Annotated in this window: 15 protein-coding genes; 1 reads left to right on the top strand and 14 read right to left on the bottom strand. The window is 43.7% G+C overall.

All coding sequences use genetic code 11. The features are described from left to right. Positions 1–7: 7 nt before the first annotated feature. Genes WKT17_RS05230 through WKT17_RS05220 form a run of 3 tightly spaced genes read right to left on the bottom strand, consistent with a single transcriptional unit; the run spans position 8 to position 2826 of the window. Entirely contained in the window at positions 8–586 is a 579-nt protein-coding gene (locus WKT17_RS05230) for a cell division protein SepF (RefSeq protein WP_173749685.1), read from the bottom strand. 20 nt (positions 587–606) lie between these two features. Next, positions 607–1302 carry a YggS family pyridoxal phosphate-dependent enzyme gene (locus WKT17_RS05225; RefSeq protein ID WP_330027374.1) on the bottom strand — a complete coding sequence of 232 codons (696 nt, stop codon included), beginning with the start codon at positions 1300–1302 and terminating at the stop codon, positions 607–609. Between the two features lie 36 nt (positions 1303–1338). Next, positions 1339–2826 carry an HlyD family efflux transporter periplasmic adaptor subunit gene (locus tag WKT17_RS05220; protein ID WP_226853669.1) on the bottom strand — a complete coding sequence of 496 codons (1488 nt, stop codon included), beginning with the start codon at positions 2824–2826 and terminating at the stop codon, positions 1339–1341. A gap of 141 nt (positions 2827–2967) precedes the next feature. On the opposite strand from WKT17_RS05220, the gene WKT17_RS05215 reads away from it, so the two are divergent. Further along, on the top strand, positions 2968–3192 hold the full coding sequence (locus WKT17_RS05215) for a DUF378 domain-containing protein (protein WP_173749683.1): 225 nt from the start codon (positions 2968–2970) through the stop codon (positions 3190–3192). 112 nt (positions 3193–3304) lie between these two features. Here WKT17_RS05215 and WKT17_RS05210 read toward each other — a convergent pair whose 3' ends face one another. From WKT17_RS05210 to radC, 11 genes are all read right to left on the bottom strand, one after another. After that, positions 3305–3724, bottom strand: a complete 420-nt coding sequence (locus WKT17_RS05210; RefSeq protein WP_173750180.1) for a twitching motility protein PilT — start codon at positions 3722–3724, stop codon at positions 3305–3307. Positions 3725–3845: 121 nt separating this feature from the next. Continuing rightward, complete coding sequence (locus WKT17_RS05205) at positions 3846–4904, bottom strand: D-alanyl-D-alanine carboxypeptidase family protein (RefSeq protein ID WP_226853738.1); 1059 nt, start codon at positions 4902–4904, stop codon at positions 3846–3848. Next, on the bottom strand, positions 4888–5283 hold the full coding sequence (locus tag WKT17_RS05200; protein ID WP_111919756.1) for a methylglyoxal synthase: 396 nt from the start codon (positions 5281–5283) through the stop codon (positions 4888–4890). The genes WKT17_RS05205 and WKT17_RS05200 overlap by 17 nt, the downstream gene beginning before the upstream one ends. Then, positions 5280–6410, bottom strand: coding sequence for an FtsW/RodA/SpoVE family cell cycle protein (locus tag WKT17_RS05195; RefSeq protein WP_173750179.1), 1131 nt, complete (start codon positions 6408–6410; stop codon positions 5280–5282). The genes WKT17_RS05200 and WKT17_RS05195 overlap by 4 nt, the downstream gene beginning before the upstream one ends. 29 nt (positions 6411–6439) lie before the next feature. Continuing rightward, complete coding sequence (gene minE, locus WKT17_RS05190) at positions 6440–6709, bottom strand: cell division topological specificity factor MinE (RefSeq protein WP_226853736.1); 270 nt, start codon at positions 6707–6709, stop codon at positions 6440–6442. Between the two features lie 11 nt (positions 6710–6720). Next, on the bottom strand, positions 6721–7509 hold the full coding sequence (gene minD / locus WKT17_RS05185) for a septum site-determining protein MinD (RefSeq protein ID WP_173750177.1): 789 nt from the start codon (positions 7507–7509) through the stop codon (positions 6721–6723). Positions 7510–7568: 59 nt separating this feature from the next. Beyond that, complete coding sequence (locus WKT17_RS05180) at positions 7569–10463, bottom strand: penicillin-binding transpeptidase domain-containing protein (protein ID WP_173750176.1); 2895 nt, start codon at positions 10461–10463, stop codon at positions 7569–7571. Continuing rightward, complete coding sequence (gene mreD / locus WKT17_RS05175) at positions 10448–10981, bottom strand: rod shape-determining protein MreD (RefSeq protein ID WP_173750175.1); 534 nt, start codon at positions 10979–10981, stop codon at positions 10448–10450. Before mreD ends, WKT17_RS05180 begins: the two co-directional genes overlap by 16 nt. After that, positions 10981–11838: a rod shape-determining protein MreC gene (gene mreC, locus WKT17_RS05170; RefSeq protein ID WP_173750174.1), complete on the bottom strand. Its 858-nt coding sequence runs from the start codon at positions 11836–11838 to the stop codon at positions 10981–10983. Before mreC ends, mreD begins: the two co-directional genes overlap by 1 nt. Positions 11839–11865: 27 nt before the next feature. Beyond that, positions 11866–12855 carry a rod shape-determining protein gene (locus WKT17_RS05165; RefSeq protein ID WP_173750173.1) on the bottom strand — a complete coding sequence of 330 codons (990 nt, stop codon included), beginning with the start codon at positions 12853–12855 and terminating at the stop codon, positions 11866–11868. 30 nt (positions 12856–12885) lie between these two features. Further along, positions 12886–13563, bottom strand: a complete 678-nt coding sequence (gene radC / locus WKT17_RS05160; protein ID WP_294460430.1) for a RadC family protein — start codon at positions 13561–13563, stop codon at positions 12886–12888. Positions 13564–13622 lie beyond the last annotated feature (59 nt).

Below are 13622 nucleotides of genomic sequence, written 5' to 3'. Positions count from 1 at the left end.
ACGCTCTTTAAATCCCTTCGTACATGGAACCGCCGGTAATGTCATTCAAAAACTCCTGGGAATCTCCGGTAATATCCACACCTTCTGGTGTCAGAATGAAGATGTAGGAAGAAACCTTACGGATACTTCCGTTGATGGAATAACTTGCACCGGAAGTAAAGTCAATGATATGCTGGGCCAAATTGATATCCAGTCCCTCTAAATTTAAGATTACGGTGCAGCTGTCTAAAAGCGCGTCCACAATCTCAGTAGAGTCATCAAATTGCTTTGGTTTAATTACGCACACTTCGTTGGAAGGCATTTTCTTTTTCACATTATACATAGGCGTCACCTTACTGGAAGAAGAGGCTGGCTGTTTCTGAGGCTTTGGAGCCTTTGCGGCAGCAGTCTGCTTCTCTGCTTTTTTATGGCTTTTTACAGAAGATAAATCATCGTCGTAGTCATCAAGGTCTTCATCCAGCTTTTTAAAGAATCTCTTTTTGGGCTTTTCATCTTCAAAATCGTCATCTACATCATCTAAAAAGTCGTCATCATCAAAATCCTCATTTACCTTTACTGCGTCCAAAAATTTATCTAAGATATTCATAATATCAATCTCCAATCTTTCTATATACTGTAATCTCTTTCTCCGAAGATGCCGATTCCTACACGGACGTGGGTGGCTCCTTCTTCGATGGCGACTTCATAATCACCGGTCATGCCCATGCTCAGGACACTCATAGTAACATTATCAATATTTTTCTGTGCAATGTCAACACTTAATTTTCTTAAATTTCTGAAAAATATCCGATTATCTTCCGGATTTTGAGTATAAGGAGCAATCGTCATCAATCCTTTTATCTGGATATGGGGCAACTTTGCAATTTCCTGTGCAAGAGAAAGTGTTTCCCCTGGGGTAATTCCGAATTTGCTCTCTTCTCCCGCTGCGTTGACTTCCAGAAGGATGGAGACCGTGACCTGTTTCTTTCCCGCTTCTTTGCTGATTTCCTCTGCCAGACGCAGGGAATCCACGGAGTGTATGAGGCAGGCCTTGTCTACTACATATTTTACTTTGTTTCGCTGCAGATGTCCAATCATGTGCCAGTGTATTTCAGGGGAAAGACTTTCTGCTTTGGCAGTCAGTTCCTGCACTTTATTTTCTCCGAAATCCCGGACACCCAGAGGCAGGAGTTCCTCTATCATGGACATGGGTTTTGTCTTGCTTACGGCAATCAGCGTAACCTCTTTTGGGTCTCTGCCGGCTCTTTTGCATGCCTGTATTACTTTTTCTTCTACGTTTTTATAATTCTCACAGACACTCATAGTTCATACCCCTTTCTTTTGTATCTGAGTAACTTGCTAATAGAGAATTTCTTCCTCTTTTACACTTTCTCCATCCAAAACAATGTAATCAAAAGGCTGGAGACCGTAGGAGGTTCCCTGTGCAACAATACAGTATTCTTCATTCTGGTCTAAAATTTTAATCTGGCGGAAAACGGCATATCCTTTATTCATACAATAAACACCTTCCAGATAATCCACCTCCCCGACTTCAAAGGTTTCAGTAGAGTCCTGTTTTTTCAGAATATCACCGTCCTGGAAGGTCTCCTTATCCACATAACAGTAACCGCCGGAATCATCTTCTGTTTCGGATTCAGAGGTGATTTCATTGCCGTCTGCGTCTGTTTCTTTATAGATAACAGCTTCTACAAATTCTGTAACCGGAGAGTCGCTGTTGCTGTCCAGTTCCCTAATAAAACCTTCTCCCTCACTGTTGTCTCCTTTTGCAAGAAAATCACGGGGAATGAGGTAGAATTCTTTGGTTACAATAGAACTTACCGGTATTTTCAGACCGCTTTGTGTATTTACAACCAGTTCAATTTCCAGAAAACGGTCAGACGCATAACGTACCATACCGTTTTGCAGCTGGATTTGGGCAACTTTCTGGTCTCCGATGCTGATAATGGAAAGCGAACCATTCTGACTTTCCCCGTCCTTGGTAAATTTGACCTTGATACTGGTACGGTCTGCAATCGCTGCCGCCAGTTTATCGGTGAGGGGAACCATAAGGGTCCATTTTTCGCTGGTAATTACTTTGTAGACAGAATCTCCTGCTTTTATTTCTTCGCTGGTTAAAAGGTCTGTCTTTTTGTAAGATTTTTCATTGAAATCCTCCTCTGTAAGGTTTTCAACGGTTTTATCCTCGTACCCATCTGTAGAATATACAATCACACCTGCTTCCGGAGAAGTGTAGACGGTCTGGCTGCCCAGGGATACAGCAGTTCCCACAGCCTGTCCGGTAATGACCTGGGAGTCGCTGTCTTCGTCTGTATCGGCAGCTTCTTTATCGGTCTGTTCGGTCACTCCTGCAGCCTGGAGAATACTTCCCTCTAATTCATACTTAAAGCTGTAGGTATCATAGAAATCGCTGCCATCAAAGGCATAGGAAAACTTAGCCATACTGGACCGGAGTTTTTCCAGTTGCTCCTCTGTGAGGCTGACATTCTGCACCTCCTGCCTGGCGCTGGACAACCCATATACAGAACCGTTTTTCCGTACCTCCATGCCTTCTCGTGCATAATATTCCGTGTATCCGGTGCCGCCCGCCTGTACCACCTGCTCTTCCCGGAGTGCCAGCGCTGTACATACCGGATTCTTTGTCAGCGGACCGGAGGTAACCTGATAGGAGGTTACATGGGGGGAGGTGGCATACAAAATTACGGTAATTATCATATAGATAAACAGGGCGCCGAACATGATGGTTGTAATATTAAAAGTCAGCAGCCGTTTTAAAGCTGAAAAGAATTGTTTTATTTTTTTACCAAAACTGTTTTTTTTGCCTGACAAGTTTAATCTCCTTTAATCTCCGTTCATTTTCTGCACTACCTTGTATTTTACCATTTTCAGGTGGGAATCACAATAGCTAAATTTTTTGCATAAAAAGGAATGGGATGGAAATACTAGATAAGGAAAAAGGAGGCTTGTATTATGAACAGCAGAATTTTAGATTATACGGCACTGGTTGTTACCGTTATCGGTGCGGTAAACTGGGGATTGATTGGATTTTTCCGATTTAATCTTGTTACCTTTTTATTTGGCGATATGACCTGGATTTCCAGAATTATTTATGCACTGGTAGGTATCTGCGGGTTGTATTTGCTCAGCCTTTTCGGAAGAGTGTCTTCCTTTTCAGACGATACCGAACGTCTTTAAAAAGAAGAAGCCCTTTTGTCTGCGCTGTCAAAAAGAAGAGCTGCCGCTTTAAGCCTCTTATTCTGCTTAAAACGACAGCTCTTTCATACTTGCTGTAACGTAGGAAATCCGATTAAATGGAAACCAGAATCATCTCTTTGACGCTTTCGGGAAGTTCCTTTTCGTCTTTGGAAACGCTTAATACAAAAGATACGTTGTATTTTTCACCCATATCCTTCAGGCGTGCCATCACATCTGCAAATGCTTCATCTGTTACCCGTGAAATTTTAATGAAACTGTCGAGATACATTCTTTCCAGGTCATTGTCCTGAGAAACTACACCGGAGAGAAATCCCAGAAATTCACTGCTATTTTGAATATCGTAGTCAGACATATCAATTAAACGTACCTTATTATTTAATTCATACATGTGCTTTCTGCTTTTATCCAGATATACCAGTGTTCCGTTTGCTTCTTTGACCTCTGTATTTACTTTATCCAGAAGTACCTTTGTTTTTCCTTTACCCTTTTCTCCTACAATTAACTGAACCATCGCAATTTCCTCCTTAGCCGCACGTAATATGTAATTTTACTAAAACCGTGGTTATTGTTAAATTAATTATAGTGCATATCGTTCAAAAATACAATGGTAAATTCAAAATTTATAGCAAAAATTAAGAATTAATCTTTTCCAGCATCTGGCAGATACGGTTGTTCATTTCCGTTTCGCTTTCTGACTGGAAAACAATAGCTGCAAAAGCATTTCCATAATTGTTCTGCACCAGCAAAGCGGTATATCTTTCCGTATCAGAAGAGAAAAATTTTCCTCCTAATACGGTTACGCCTCTGGGAACAGTGATTCGGCCTGTGGCATAGAGATTGTCACAGCTAAGCCACTGCTGTTTGGCAGTACCGTCAGCCTGGCTGTAATTCAGGATAAATTCCGACAGCCCCATGGCATTGGTAAGGTCCGGATATTTTAAAAGTTCATTTAAAAGCAAATAGATATCGTAAACCGTGGTATACTGATTTTCGTCCGAAACACCGGTTGCATTTACGAAGTTGGTGTTGGTCATGCCAAGGTCCTGGGCTTTCTGGTTCATCAAGTCCACAAAGGCATCTGCGCTGCCTCCTGCGCTTCGTGCAAGGGCCAGACAAGCGTCTTGTGCCGAAGATACTAAAACGGCATTTAAAAGCTGCTTGACGGTGATTTGATTGTCTGCAGACAGTCCGCAGGTATTTCGGTTCTGACCGTATACCATATCCTCCTGGGAAATGGTGACCGTATCGTCGGGATTCAGCTTTTCAAAGGCCACCAGTGCAGTCATAAGCTGTGTCACCGTACCTGGAGATACTCTTTCATAGAGTCCGGTTGAAAAGGAAATTTTTCTGCCATGGATATCAAAAAGTCCGGCCCGTTCCCCTTCTTTGGCTTCTACACCCTCCAGGGAAGTTTCCGCCTCTCCTACGCAAAGATTCTGGGACAGCCCATCAGCTACGGGATAATCCTCTCCTGCTGTGGTTCCGAAAACACGCTGGCTTCGGTCATACGGAAGGATTTCTTTTAACTGTCTGTTTTTTCCAATAAGGATAATGGCAAGCAGTCCCAGCAGCAAAAAAATTATTAGAAGGAGAAGCAAAAATAAGGTTTTTCTCACCTTCTGCTGATGACGCTTTTTAAATCTTCCTGTTCTTTTTTGGGGTTTTTTGAAAAGTTTATCGATACATCTCACGCCAGTCCAGCTCTCCTCTGCCCAAAGAACGAATCATCATTTCCGCAGTGGCCAGGTTGGTTGCCATGGGAATGTTGTGGGTGTCGCAGAGCATGAAAATACGTTTTACGTCAGGGTCATGCTTCTGCGGCTCCAGAGGTTCTCTTAAATAAATCACCAAATCCATGTCATTTTGCTCAATCATGGCTCCAAGCTGCTGTTCTCCGCCCAGATGTCCTGCCAGAAACTTGTGTACGGTCAGATTGGAAGCTTCTTCAATAAGTCTTCCGGTGGTTCCGGTGGCATAAAGGTTGTTCTTTGATAAAATATTTCTGTAGGCAATGCAGAAATTCTGCATTAATTTTTTCTTTGAATTGTGTGCAATTAATCCGATGTTCATGATTTTTCTACCTCCCTGTAAGTTCTGTATCGCTGTAAGCCCACATTCAGCACAAGTCCCATTCCGATATAAAGGCTGACCATGGAAGTCAGACCGTAGCTGACAAAAGGCAGCGGCGTTCCGGTGTTGGGCATAATCTTTGTGACAACGGCCACATTGATGAAGCCCTGGACAGCCACAATGGATGCTACCCCGCAGCATATAATCTTTCCGGCAGTATCTTTTGCCCGCAGACTTGTTCTGATACATTCAAAAATAATCAGCAGCAACAGCAGTAAAATTGCCACGCACCCGATGAATCCCAGTTCTTCTCCGGCAACAGAGAAAATAAAGTCTGTCTGGTTTTCAGATACGAAATTTCCCTTGTTTGCAGATGCCACTTCATTGTTGTTCAGACCTTTTCCCGTAAGCTGACCGGAACCGATGGCCATGACGGAATTTTCCTGCTGGTTTACAGCATCGGAATACTCATCGTCTTCAGAGTTTAAAAAGGCCATAATACGGTTTCTCTGATAGGATTTTATCAGCTTCTGGTCCGGTTGGACAACGATAAAGAGAAATACAACAGCAAGAGGAATGACAATCAGCAGTGCGCCTCCTATAATTTTATAGCTTAATCCTGCAATATAAAGCAGTATACAGAAAATTATAGCAATAGTTATGGTATTTTTCAAGTCTGGCTGTTGCAGAATCATGGCAAGAGGCACAGCAATCAGTACCGCTGATTTGACCAGCGTTCTCAAGGTATTAATATCCTCCTCGTGGTCCATAAAGTACTTAGCAAAGAAAAGGATAATAATAATCTTGGAAAGCTCGGTAGGCTGAAACTGAAAGCCGCCAATGCTAATCCAGCGGGTAGCGCCATTGGCATCGGTTCCCAGCAGAATAACCAGAAGCAGAAGGAACAGGTTTCCGCCGTACATAATCCAGTTGAAATTTAAAATCCAACTGTAATCCATCAGCGATACCACCACCATTACAATCAGTCCCAGAATCATACCTGCAAACTGTTTTTTCTGAAGAGAGGGGTCCGCGCTTCCTACCAGAAGTACGCCAATAGAGGTGAGCACTATCAGCACAAGCACCAGTCTGAAATTGTAGTCCTTTAGTTTATATTGTCTAATCATGAAAACACCTTTTTTCCTAATCTCAGTTGTTATCTCCAGAGGGATATTCCTGGAGAGGAATGTTCAATATCGGTCTGTAAGGGGATTTTTGCCATAAAAGTAGCAGTTTCTTTCCGGTAACGGATTTCCACGTTCTGTTCTCTTACGGCAAAATACTTATTTACAGCCCGAATCATATCGTTTTGCAGCATTGTCATCATTTGTGGAGTACAGTCCAGCCGCTCGGAAGTCAAAAGCAGCTTTAAACGGTCTTTTGCGATAAGACCGGAACGTCTGCCAGGAAATCTTAACAATTCCATGTCCTCCTTTATTATTTTCTGAAAATGCCTGAAAGACGCCGAAAGACGCCTTGTTTTTTCTGAAATTCCAGGAAAGGAACTTCTTCGCCGGAAATTCTGCGGCAAATATTTTCAAAAGCTCTGCCGGACAGGGAGTCTTTTCCGCAGAGAGGCTCTCCCTGGTTGGTGGCAATGACTACGGCCTCATCATCAGGAATTGCACCGAGAAGGTCTACGGCAAGAATTTCTGTCACATCTTCTATGGACATCATTTCACCCCGCTGAATCATATCCGGTCTGAGACGGTTGATGACAAGCTGAATCTGCGGCATTTCATTGGCCTGCAAAAGCCCGATGATACGGTCTGCGTCCCGGATAGCAGAAACCTCCGGAGTAGTGACCACAATAGCCCGGCCTGCGCCGGCAATGGCATTTTTAAAGCCCTGTTCAATACCTGCGGGGCAGTCCAGAATAATATAGTCAAATTCTTCGGACAAATCCTCAGTAAGCTTTACCATCTGTTCCGGTGTAATAGCTGTCTTATCCTTTGTCTGTGCAGAAGGCAGAAGAAACAGGGTATCGCACTGCTTGTCTCTGATCAGCGCCTGTTTCATCCTGCAGTTTCCTTCAATGACATCAATGAGGTTGTAGACAATGCGGTTTTCCAGTCCCAGCACTACATCCAGGTTGCGAAGTCCGATGTCTGTATCCACTACAACTACTTTTTTGTTCAGTCTGGCAAGACCAAGGCCGATATTGGCTGTTACCGTGGTCTTGCCTACGCCTCCTTTTCCGGACGTCACTACAATAATTTCACTCATACCAAATCCTCCTGATATTTTCTTTTTGCTGCTTCCTGTGTACTTTGCAAATTGACAGCTTAATCGTTTCGTGTTGTTGTCGTGTCAGCAGAAGATGCTGTACCGGTGACAATTTCAGATTCATCTGCAAGGTTGTACTTATAACGGAGGATATCTTTTGCTACGTCAACCGCATTGCTGGAAGCATAACCGTTTCCAATGCGGACGGCAATGCCCACTTCCGGATTCTCATAAGGTGCGAATCCCATAAAGAGTGCATGGGAGGGCCGGGTTAAATCTTCCTGTGCAGTACCTGTCTTGCCGGCAACAGAAACACTGAGAGAGCTTAAAGAAGCGTTATTTTTCGCAACTCCTCTCATACCTTTCTGTACAGTAGTCCAGGTATGGTCTGCAACGTCCATGTCTCCTTTGACTTCCGGAGTGTAATCTTCGATTATTTCTCCTTTGGAGTCAGTTACTTTATCAAGAAGGGACAGCTGATAGCTGGTGCCCCGGCTCGCAATAGTAGTCACATATCTGGCGAGCTGAGAAGTCGTAACAGACAAATCGCTCTGTCCGATAGAAGTTCTCAGCGCATCGGAAGTAGACATTTTCGGTGATACTTCCGTAATTTCCAGACCTGACTTTTCGTTCAGACGGAATAAATTGGCGTATTTCATCAGTTTTTCCACACCCAGAGAGTCGGAATATTTTCCGTCCGCATCTGTACCCAAATCATAAGCTACCTGGTTCATAAATACGTTACAGGAATTGGTGATACCGGAAACCGCGTTCATATAACCATGACCGGAATGCAGCCAGCACCAGGGTGCATTGGCAACTTTATCGAACTGGCCGGTACAGACAGCACCGTAACTGTCATTTACAATTCCCTCTTCCATACCAGCCACAACAGTAACTACTTTAAAGGTAGAACCTGGAGCTGTGAGCTGCTGGGTGGCCTTGTTATAGAAAGGACCGGATAAATCCTGGGACAGCTTGGCAAAATATTCGGTGTCCATGTTGTTGGCAAGCCGGTTGTTGTCATATCCAGGATAGGTCACACAGGCCAGAGTTTCGCCTGTGTTGACATCTGTAATAACCACGGAACCGGAGCAGGGGTCCAAAGCCAGCTGGGCCGGTGTGATTTCCAGATTACGGATTTTGTTTATCATAAAATCATAGGCTCTCATAGAACCGGATTTTAAAGCCTGATATGTGGCATCATCTTTTTCCAGAACATTCTGGTCGTACAAGAGCATACAAAGCTGGGCACCGGAGATGGTGTCTTCATGCAGCATATATTTATACAGGATTTTGGAAAATCCCTCATCATCAGCCAGGGATTCGGTCAGATAATCAGCCAGTGCGGTATATACCTCATTGGAATCCAGGTATTCGTCCTCAGAGGAAAATTGGGAAATATCAATCCAATTCTTTCCAGCTGCATAAGTCAGAAATTCCTTTAAACTGATAGATTCTTCCTTGGTCCAGGCTTTGTAGACGGAATCAGAGGAATCAATAGAATCTTTGGATAAAATACCCTTTTTATTCATAAGGAAATCATTCACAATGTAGCTCTGGTATTCCTGCATTTCTTCGGACAAGTCTTTATAAGCCGCGGGATTTTCCTTGGTCAGCTCTTCTTTTACCTGGGCAAAAACCTCAGACTGCTTTTGCTGAAATCGTTCGTATACTTCTTTTTCCAGTTCTGTGGCATCGTCCTCTTTGAAATGTGAGATGTCCAGAACACTATTGTTTATCAGGGCATTGTATACATCATAAATAGGCGTTTTAATAGCTGCCGTATCCATGCCGTCTTCTACTTTAAATTCCTTGGCGTTGATAATGTTGGCTACTAAAATTCCGGCAATTTTCTGTTCCAGGATATCGTAGGTGATACGCTGCAAATCCTTGTCCAGAGTCAGGTACACATCATTGCCGGACTCCGGCTCTTTTCTGGAATCGCTTTCAATTTTCAGAACTTTTCCCATAGTATCCACAAAGACAGTTTCTGAGCCGTCTTTTCCCTGCAGTTTGGTTTCCATTTCCTTTTCTATGCCGGCTTTACCTACCACAGCGTCGGTGGAATAATCATAGCCCTGGTCGCGGAGGCTTTCCAGTTCTTCTGAGTCGGCTTTTCCTGTATAGCCGATAATGGAGGCAAAACTTTCTGCCTCGTCGTAGACACGGATAGAATCCTCTGTAATATCCACGCCCTGCAGTTTGTCCTTGCGCTCCATAATTTCCGCCACAGTCTCTTCACTGACATTGGTGGCAATGGTAACGGGCACATATTTTTTAAAGCTGTTGGTGGATAAAATATAGCGTATTTTTACCAGCTCTAACGTTTCCTCCGGCGTAAAGCTTTCCGGCAGCCCATAGGACTCCAGTTCTTTTTTTGTATAAGGTTTTTCCTTGTTTACCAGTCCGAAACGCTCCTCTCCTGCCAGATACTCCATGATTTCATCAGCAGTGGCATTGAGCTGTTTCTTTTTCAAATCTTCAATCTTCGCTTTTCCGTATACGTCTGCTTTGAAACGGTTCAAGGTAAAACCTGTGGCATCAAAGGCATATTTTCCATCTTCGTCCAATACAATGTGAAAAGTAATATCTGTACTCTCATTGTGGGACTTCAGAATGTTTAAGAGTTCATAGGCCACATAGTTCAAGGTCAGATTTTTCTCTCTGGTGGAGTCATAAGTTCCGTTGTCCTCTAAAATGACGGAATAAGACAGTTGGTTGTAAGCCAGAGGCTTGCCGTTTCTGTCCAGAATATTGCCGCGGGTTCCTTTTAAAGTTCGTTCTTTTGTGATACTCAGATTGAAATTTTCCGCGTATTCCTCTCCATGAAGAATCTGCAGGGAAAAAAGCCGCTGAATCAGCACTGCAAACATGGCGCAGAATACGAGAATAACAACGGTTGTTCTTTTCAGTCCGATTTTTTTGATGAATTTTTTTATTTTCTTAACCAAATGGAATCTCTCTCTTTCATTTCCAGTTCGCTTAGCTTCCTGTTCAGTTTGAACAAAAGTTTGTAAAGAATGACAGTAACTAACACAGTATAAATCATTTCGGGAATCATAATGCGTCCGAAATAGTAAAAAATCTGCAGTCTTCCCCGCATGAGAAACTGCATTCCGTATACCAGAATTCCGTAGAGGATATCTCCTGCCGCCACCAGAAACAAGGGGACACGGATTTCCTCATCGTAGAAAATTTTGCAGCAGCATCCTGCCACATATCCAATACACAGATAAATCAGGGCATAAAAGCCCAGTAGATTTCCATAGAAAACATCTTTTAAAAGTCCGCAGAAAAGTCCGGTCCAAAGTCCCGAAAGCTTTCCACGCATAAATCCAAAGGATACTGTGACAATCAACAGGAGATTCGGCACAATAGAGCCAATGGAAAGACTTTGAAATACGGTGCTCTGGAGAATAAAGCACACCAGAATCACCAGGCCTTGTACGGCTCTTCTCTTTATCCGCATCAGGAATCCCCTTTCTGCTGTTTCAGTTCTTTGATTACCAGTACCTCGCTTAAATGTTCAAAATCTACAGCCGGTGTCAGAGTTCCTGTCTTTGTCAGATTGTTGGGGTCCTCTTTTATTTCGCTGACATAACCGATGAGAATTCCTTTCAGGAATTTATCGCTGACATCGGAGGTGACAATCTTTTCGCCCTCCTGGATTTTGTCATCTTCGTCTTTTAAGTGGATAAACTGCAGCTTGCCTTCGTCAATCAGACGCAAATCTCCCGCCACAATACAGCGGTCAGAAGTGCTCATGGTCATGGCACTGACATTGCTGGTGTCGTCAATAATAGAACGGACCGTAGCCCAGTTTTTGCCCACTTCCGTGACAATGCCTACCAGTCCGCTGCCGGCGATGACGTTGCAGTCCTTCTGGATGCCGTCATCCGTACCCTTGTTGATGGTAAAGCTGTTAAACCAGTTGCCTGTATCTTTAGAGATAACATTAGCTGCCACCTTATCGTACTGACTGTAATCCTGATCCAGCTTGTATAATTCCTGCAGGCGTTCCAATTCTGTAAGCCCCTGGGTCAAGCGGCTGTTTTCTGCAGTCAGTTCATCGACTTTTTCCTGAAGTTTTTTATTTTCTTTTACAAGCGCCTGCTTATTCTGAAAGCCTGCGGTGGCATCGTCAAGAACAGCGCCCACTTTATTGATGCCTTTCTGGAATGGTACAATGATATACCCCGCTGTATTTCTCACCGGTTCAATGGGAAATTTCGCAGCAGCGGCGAAAATCATCAGACCGACACAGCCCAGAACCATGGCCGCAAGCACATGCTTGCTTTTAATCGTCCAATTATGCTTTTTCTTCATTCTCAAAACCTCAGCTTTTCTTTCCGGCTACCTGACCCATTTCCAAAGGGTGCGGTTTCCAATAATTTCTTTCAGCCCATATATGGTGCAAAGTTCATAATATCCCGATAATCGTACTTTTTGCCCGGTGGCCTGGCTCAAGAACCAGTCCATATCAGGGATTCTGGCACATCCTCCCGCCAGAAAGATTCCCTGGTCCTGAATATTCTGATACATCTGCGGAGGTGTTCTTTCCAGGAAAAACTGAATTTCTTCGCAGATAGACCGAATAGGGCCTAAAATTGTTTCGTATATCATATCAGAGGGCACAATCCCTTCCCGGGGCAGACCGCTTAAACTGTCGATCCCCACAATTTTTCTGGCCTCCCGGATATCTTCTTTTAAATAGGCCAGAGAGAACTTCAGTCTTCTGGCGGTCCGGTTTCCGATATAGAGGTTGTGCTGTTTGCGAACCTCGTTGACAATGGCTTCGTTCAGCTGTTTGCCCCCGATTTCCACAATTTTGCTCAAAACCACTCTTCCCTGTTCAATGACAGAGATTTCCGTACTTTGTGCCCCGATATTGACAATCATGCTTCCTTTTGTATGATTAATGGGAATCCCAAGGGCCACCGCATCGGCGATGGTTTTGTTGACCATATATATTTTGTTCTTTCGGTTGGAATTTCCAATGGTGTAATAGGCCCGCTGTTCAATTTCCGACAAATCCGAAGGAACTGCCAGATATAAACTGTTGCTGAAGACACTGCCGGCATTTATCTTATCCAGTAAAGCCTGTAAAACCATCTCTGTGTGATTGACATCTGCAATTTTTCCATAAGCCATGGGCGAAATTACAGATACATTAGACGGATTCTTTTCAAAAATCCCATATGCCTCATTTCCGACTGCCAGAATCTGCTTCTGGTTGCGAATGGCTATCATGTTTTTCTCCGTTAAAATAGTATCCTGGTCCTGTGAATAGATTTTCACCGTACTGGTTCCCAGGTCTACTCCAAACGTTTTATGCAATGGCATGTAAACTTGTCCCCTTTAACTTTTTAACATTTAAAAAATCCCCTGCTGGCGAAAACTCAGATATTTGCAGTCCCCAATAATAATGTGGTCCAGAAGCGGAATTCCAAGGAGTTCTCCTGCTTCTGCAATACGCTGTGTAACGTCCAAATCAGCCTGACTGGGAGTAGGGTCTCCGCTGGGATGGTTATGTACAAGAAGAATTCCCACGGCATGATAAGACATGGCGGTCAGGAATATCTCTCTTGGGCTGACGAAAGAACCGTTCACAGTTCCTTTGAAAATCATTTCCTCCCCCAGCAAATGATTTTTAGTGTCCAGCATCATACAGATAAGCTCCTCCTGTTCCTTGTGGCGCAGCCGCTCCATGTAATAATCCGCAATGGTTCCGGGCTGGGTAAACTGAAGCCCTTTCCTGGCTGTTGTCTGAGCAATGCGTTTGGAAAGCTCTCCGATGCATTTTATCTGTATTGCTTTTACTGTTCCGATACCTTTTACGGATTTTAATTGTGCAAGGCTTAAAGTGTGAAGTCCCAGAAGCCCCTTTCTGTCTTTGGAAAGACTGAGAATTTCTTCCGCCATATGCACAGAAGGGCTGCCTACCGTACCGGTTCTTAAAAGGACGGCAAGAAGCTCTGCATCAGTAAGGGACTGGGCGCCCAGCCGGACACATTTTTCGTACGGGCGCTCGTCCTTTGGTATCTGTTTCATGTTTTTAAATTCTGCCATACTCTATATTGCGATTTCTTTGGCATATTTTTTCGCATAGG

It is taken from the genome of Blautia sp. HCN-20427, from assembly GCF_037890365.1.
Taxonomy (GTDB): Bacteria; Bacillota; Clostridia; order Lachnospirales; family Lachnospiraceae; genus Blautia.
The sequence above is the reverse complement of the archived record's forward strand: the minus strand, read 5'-3'. Positions and strand labels throughout refer to the sequence as shown.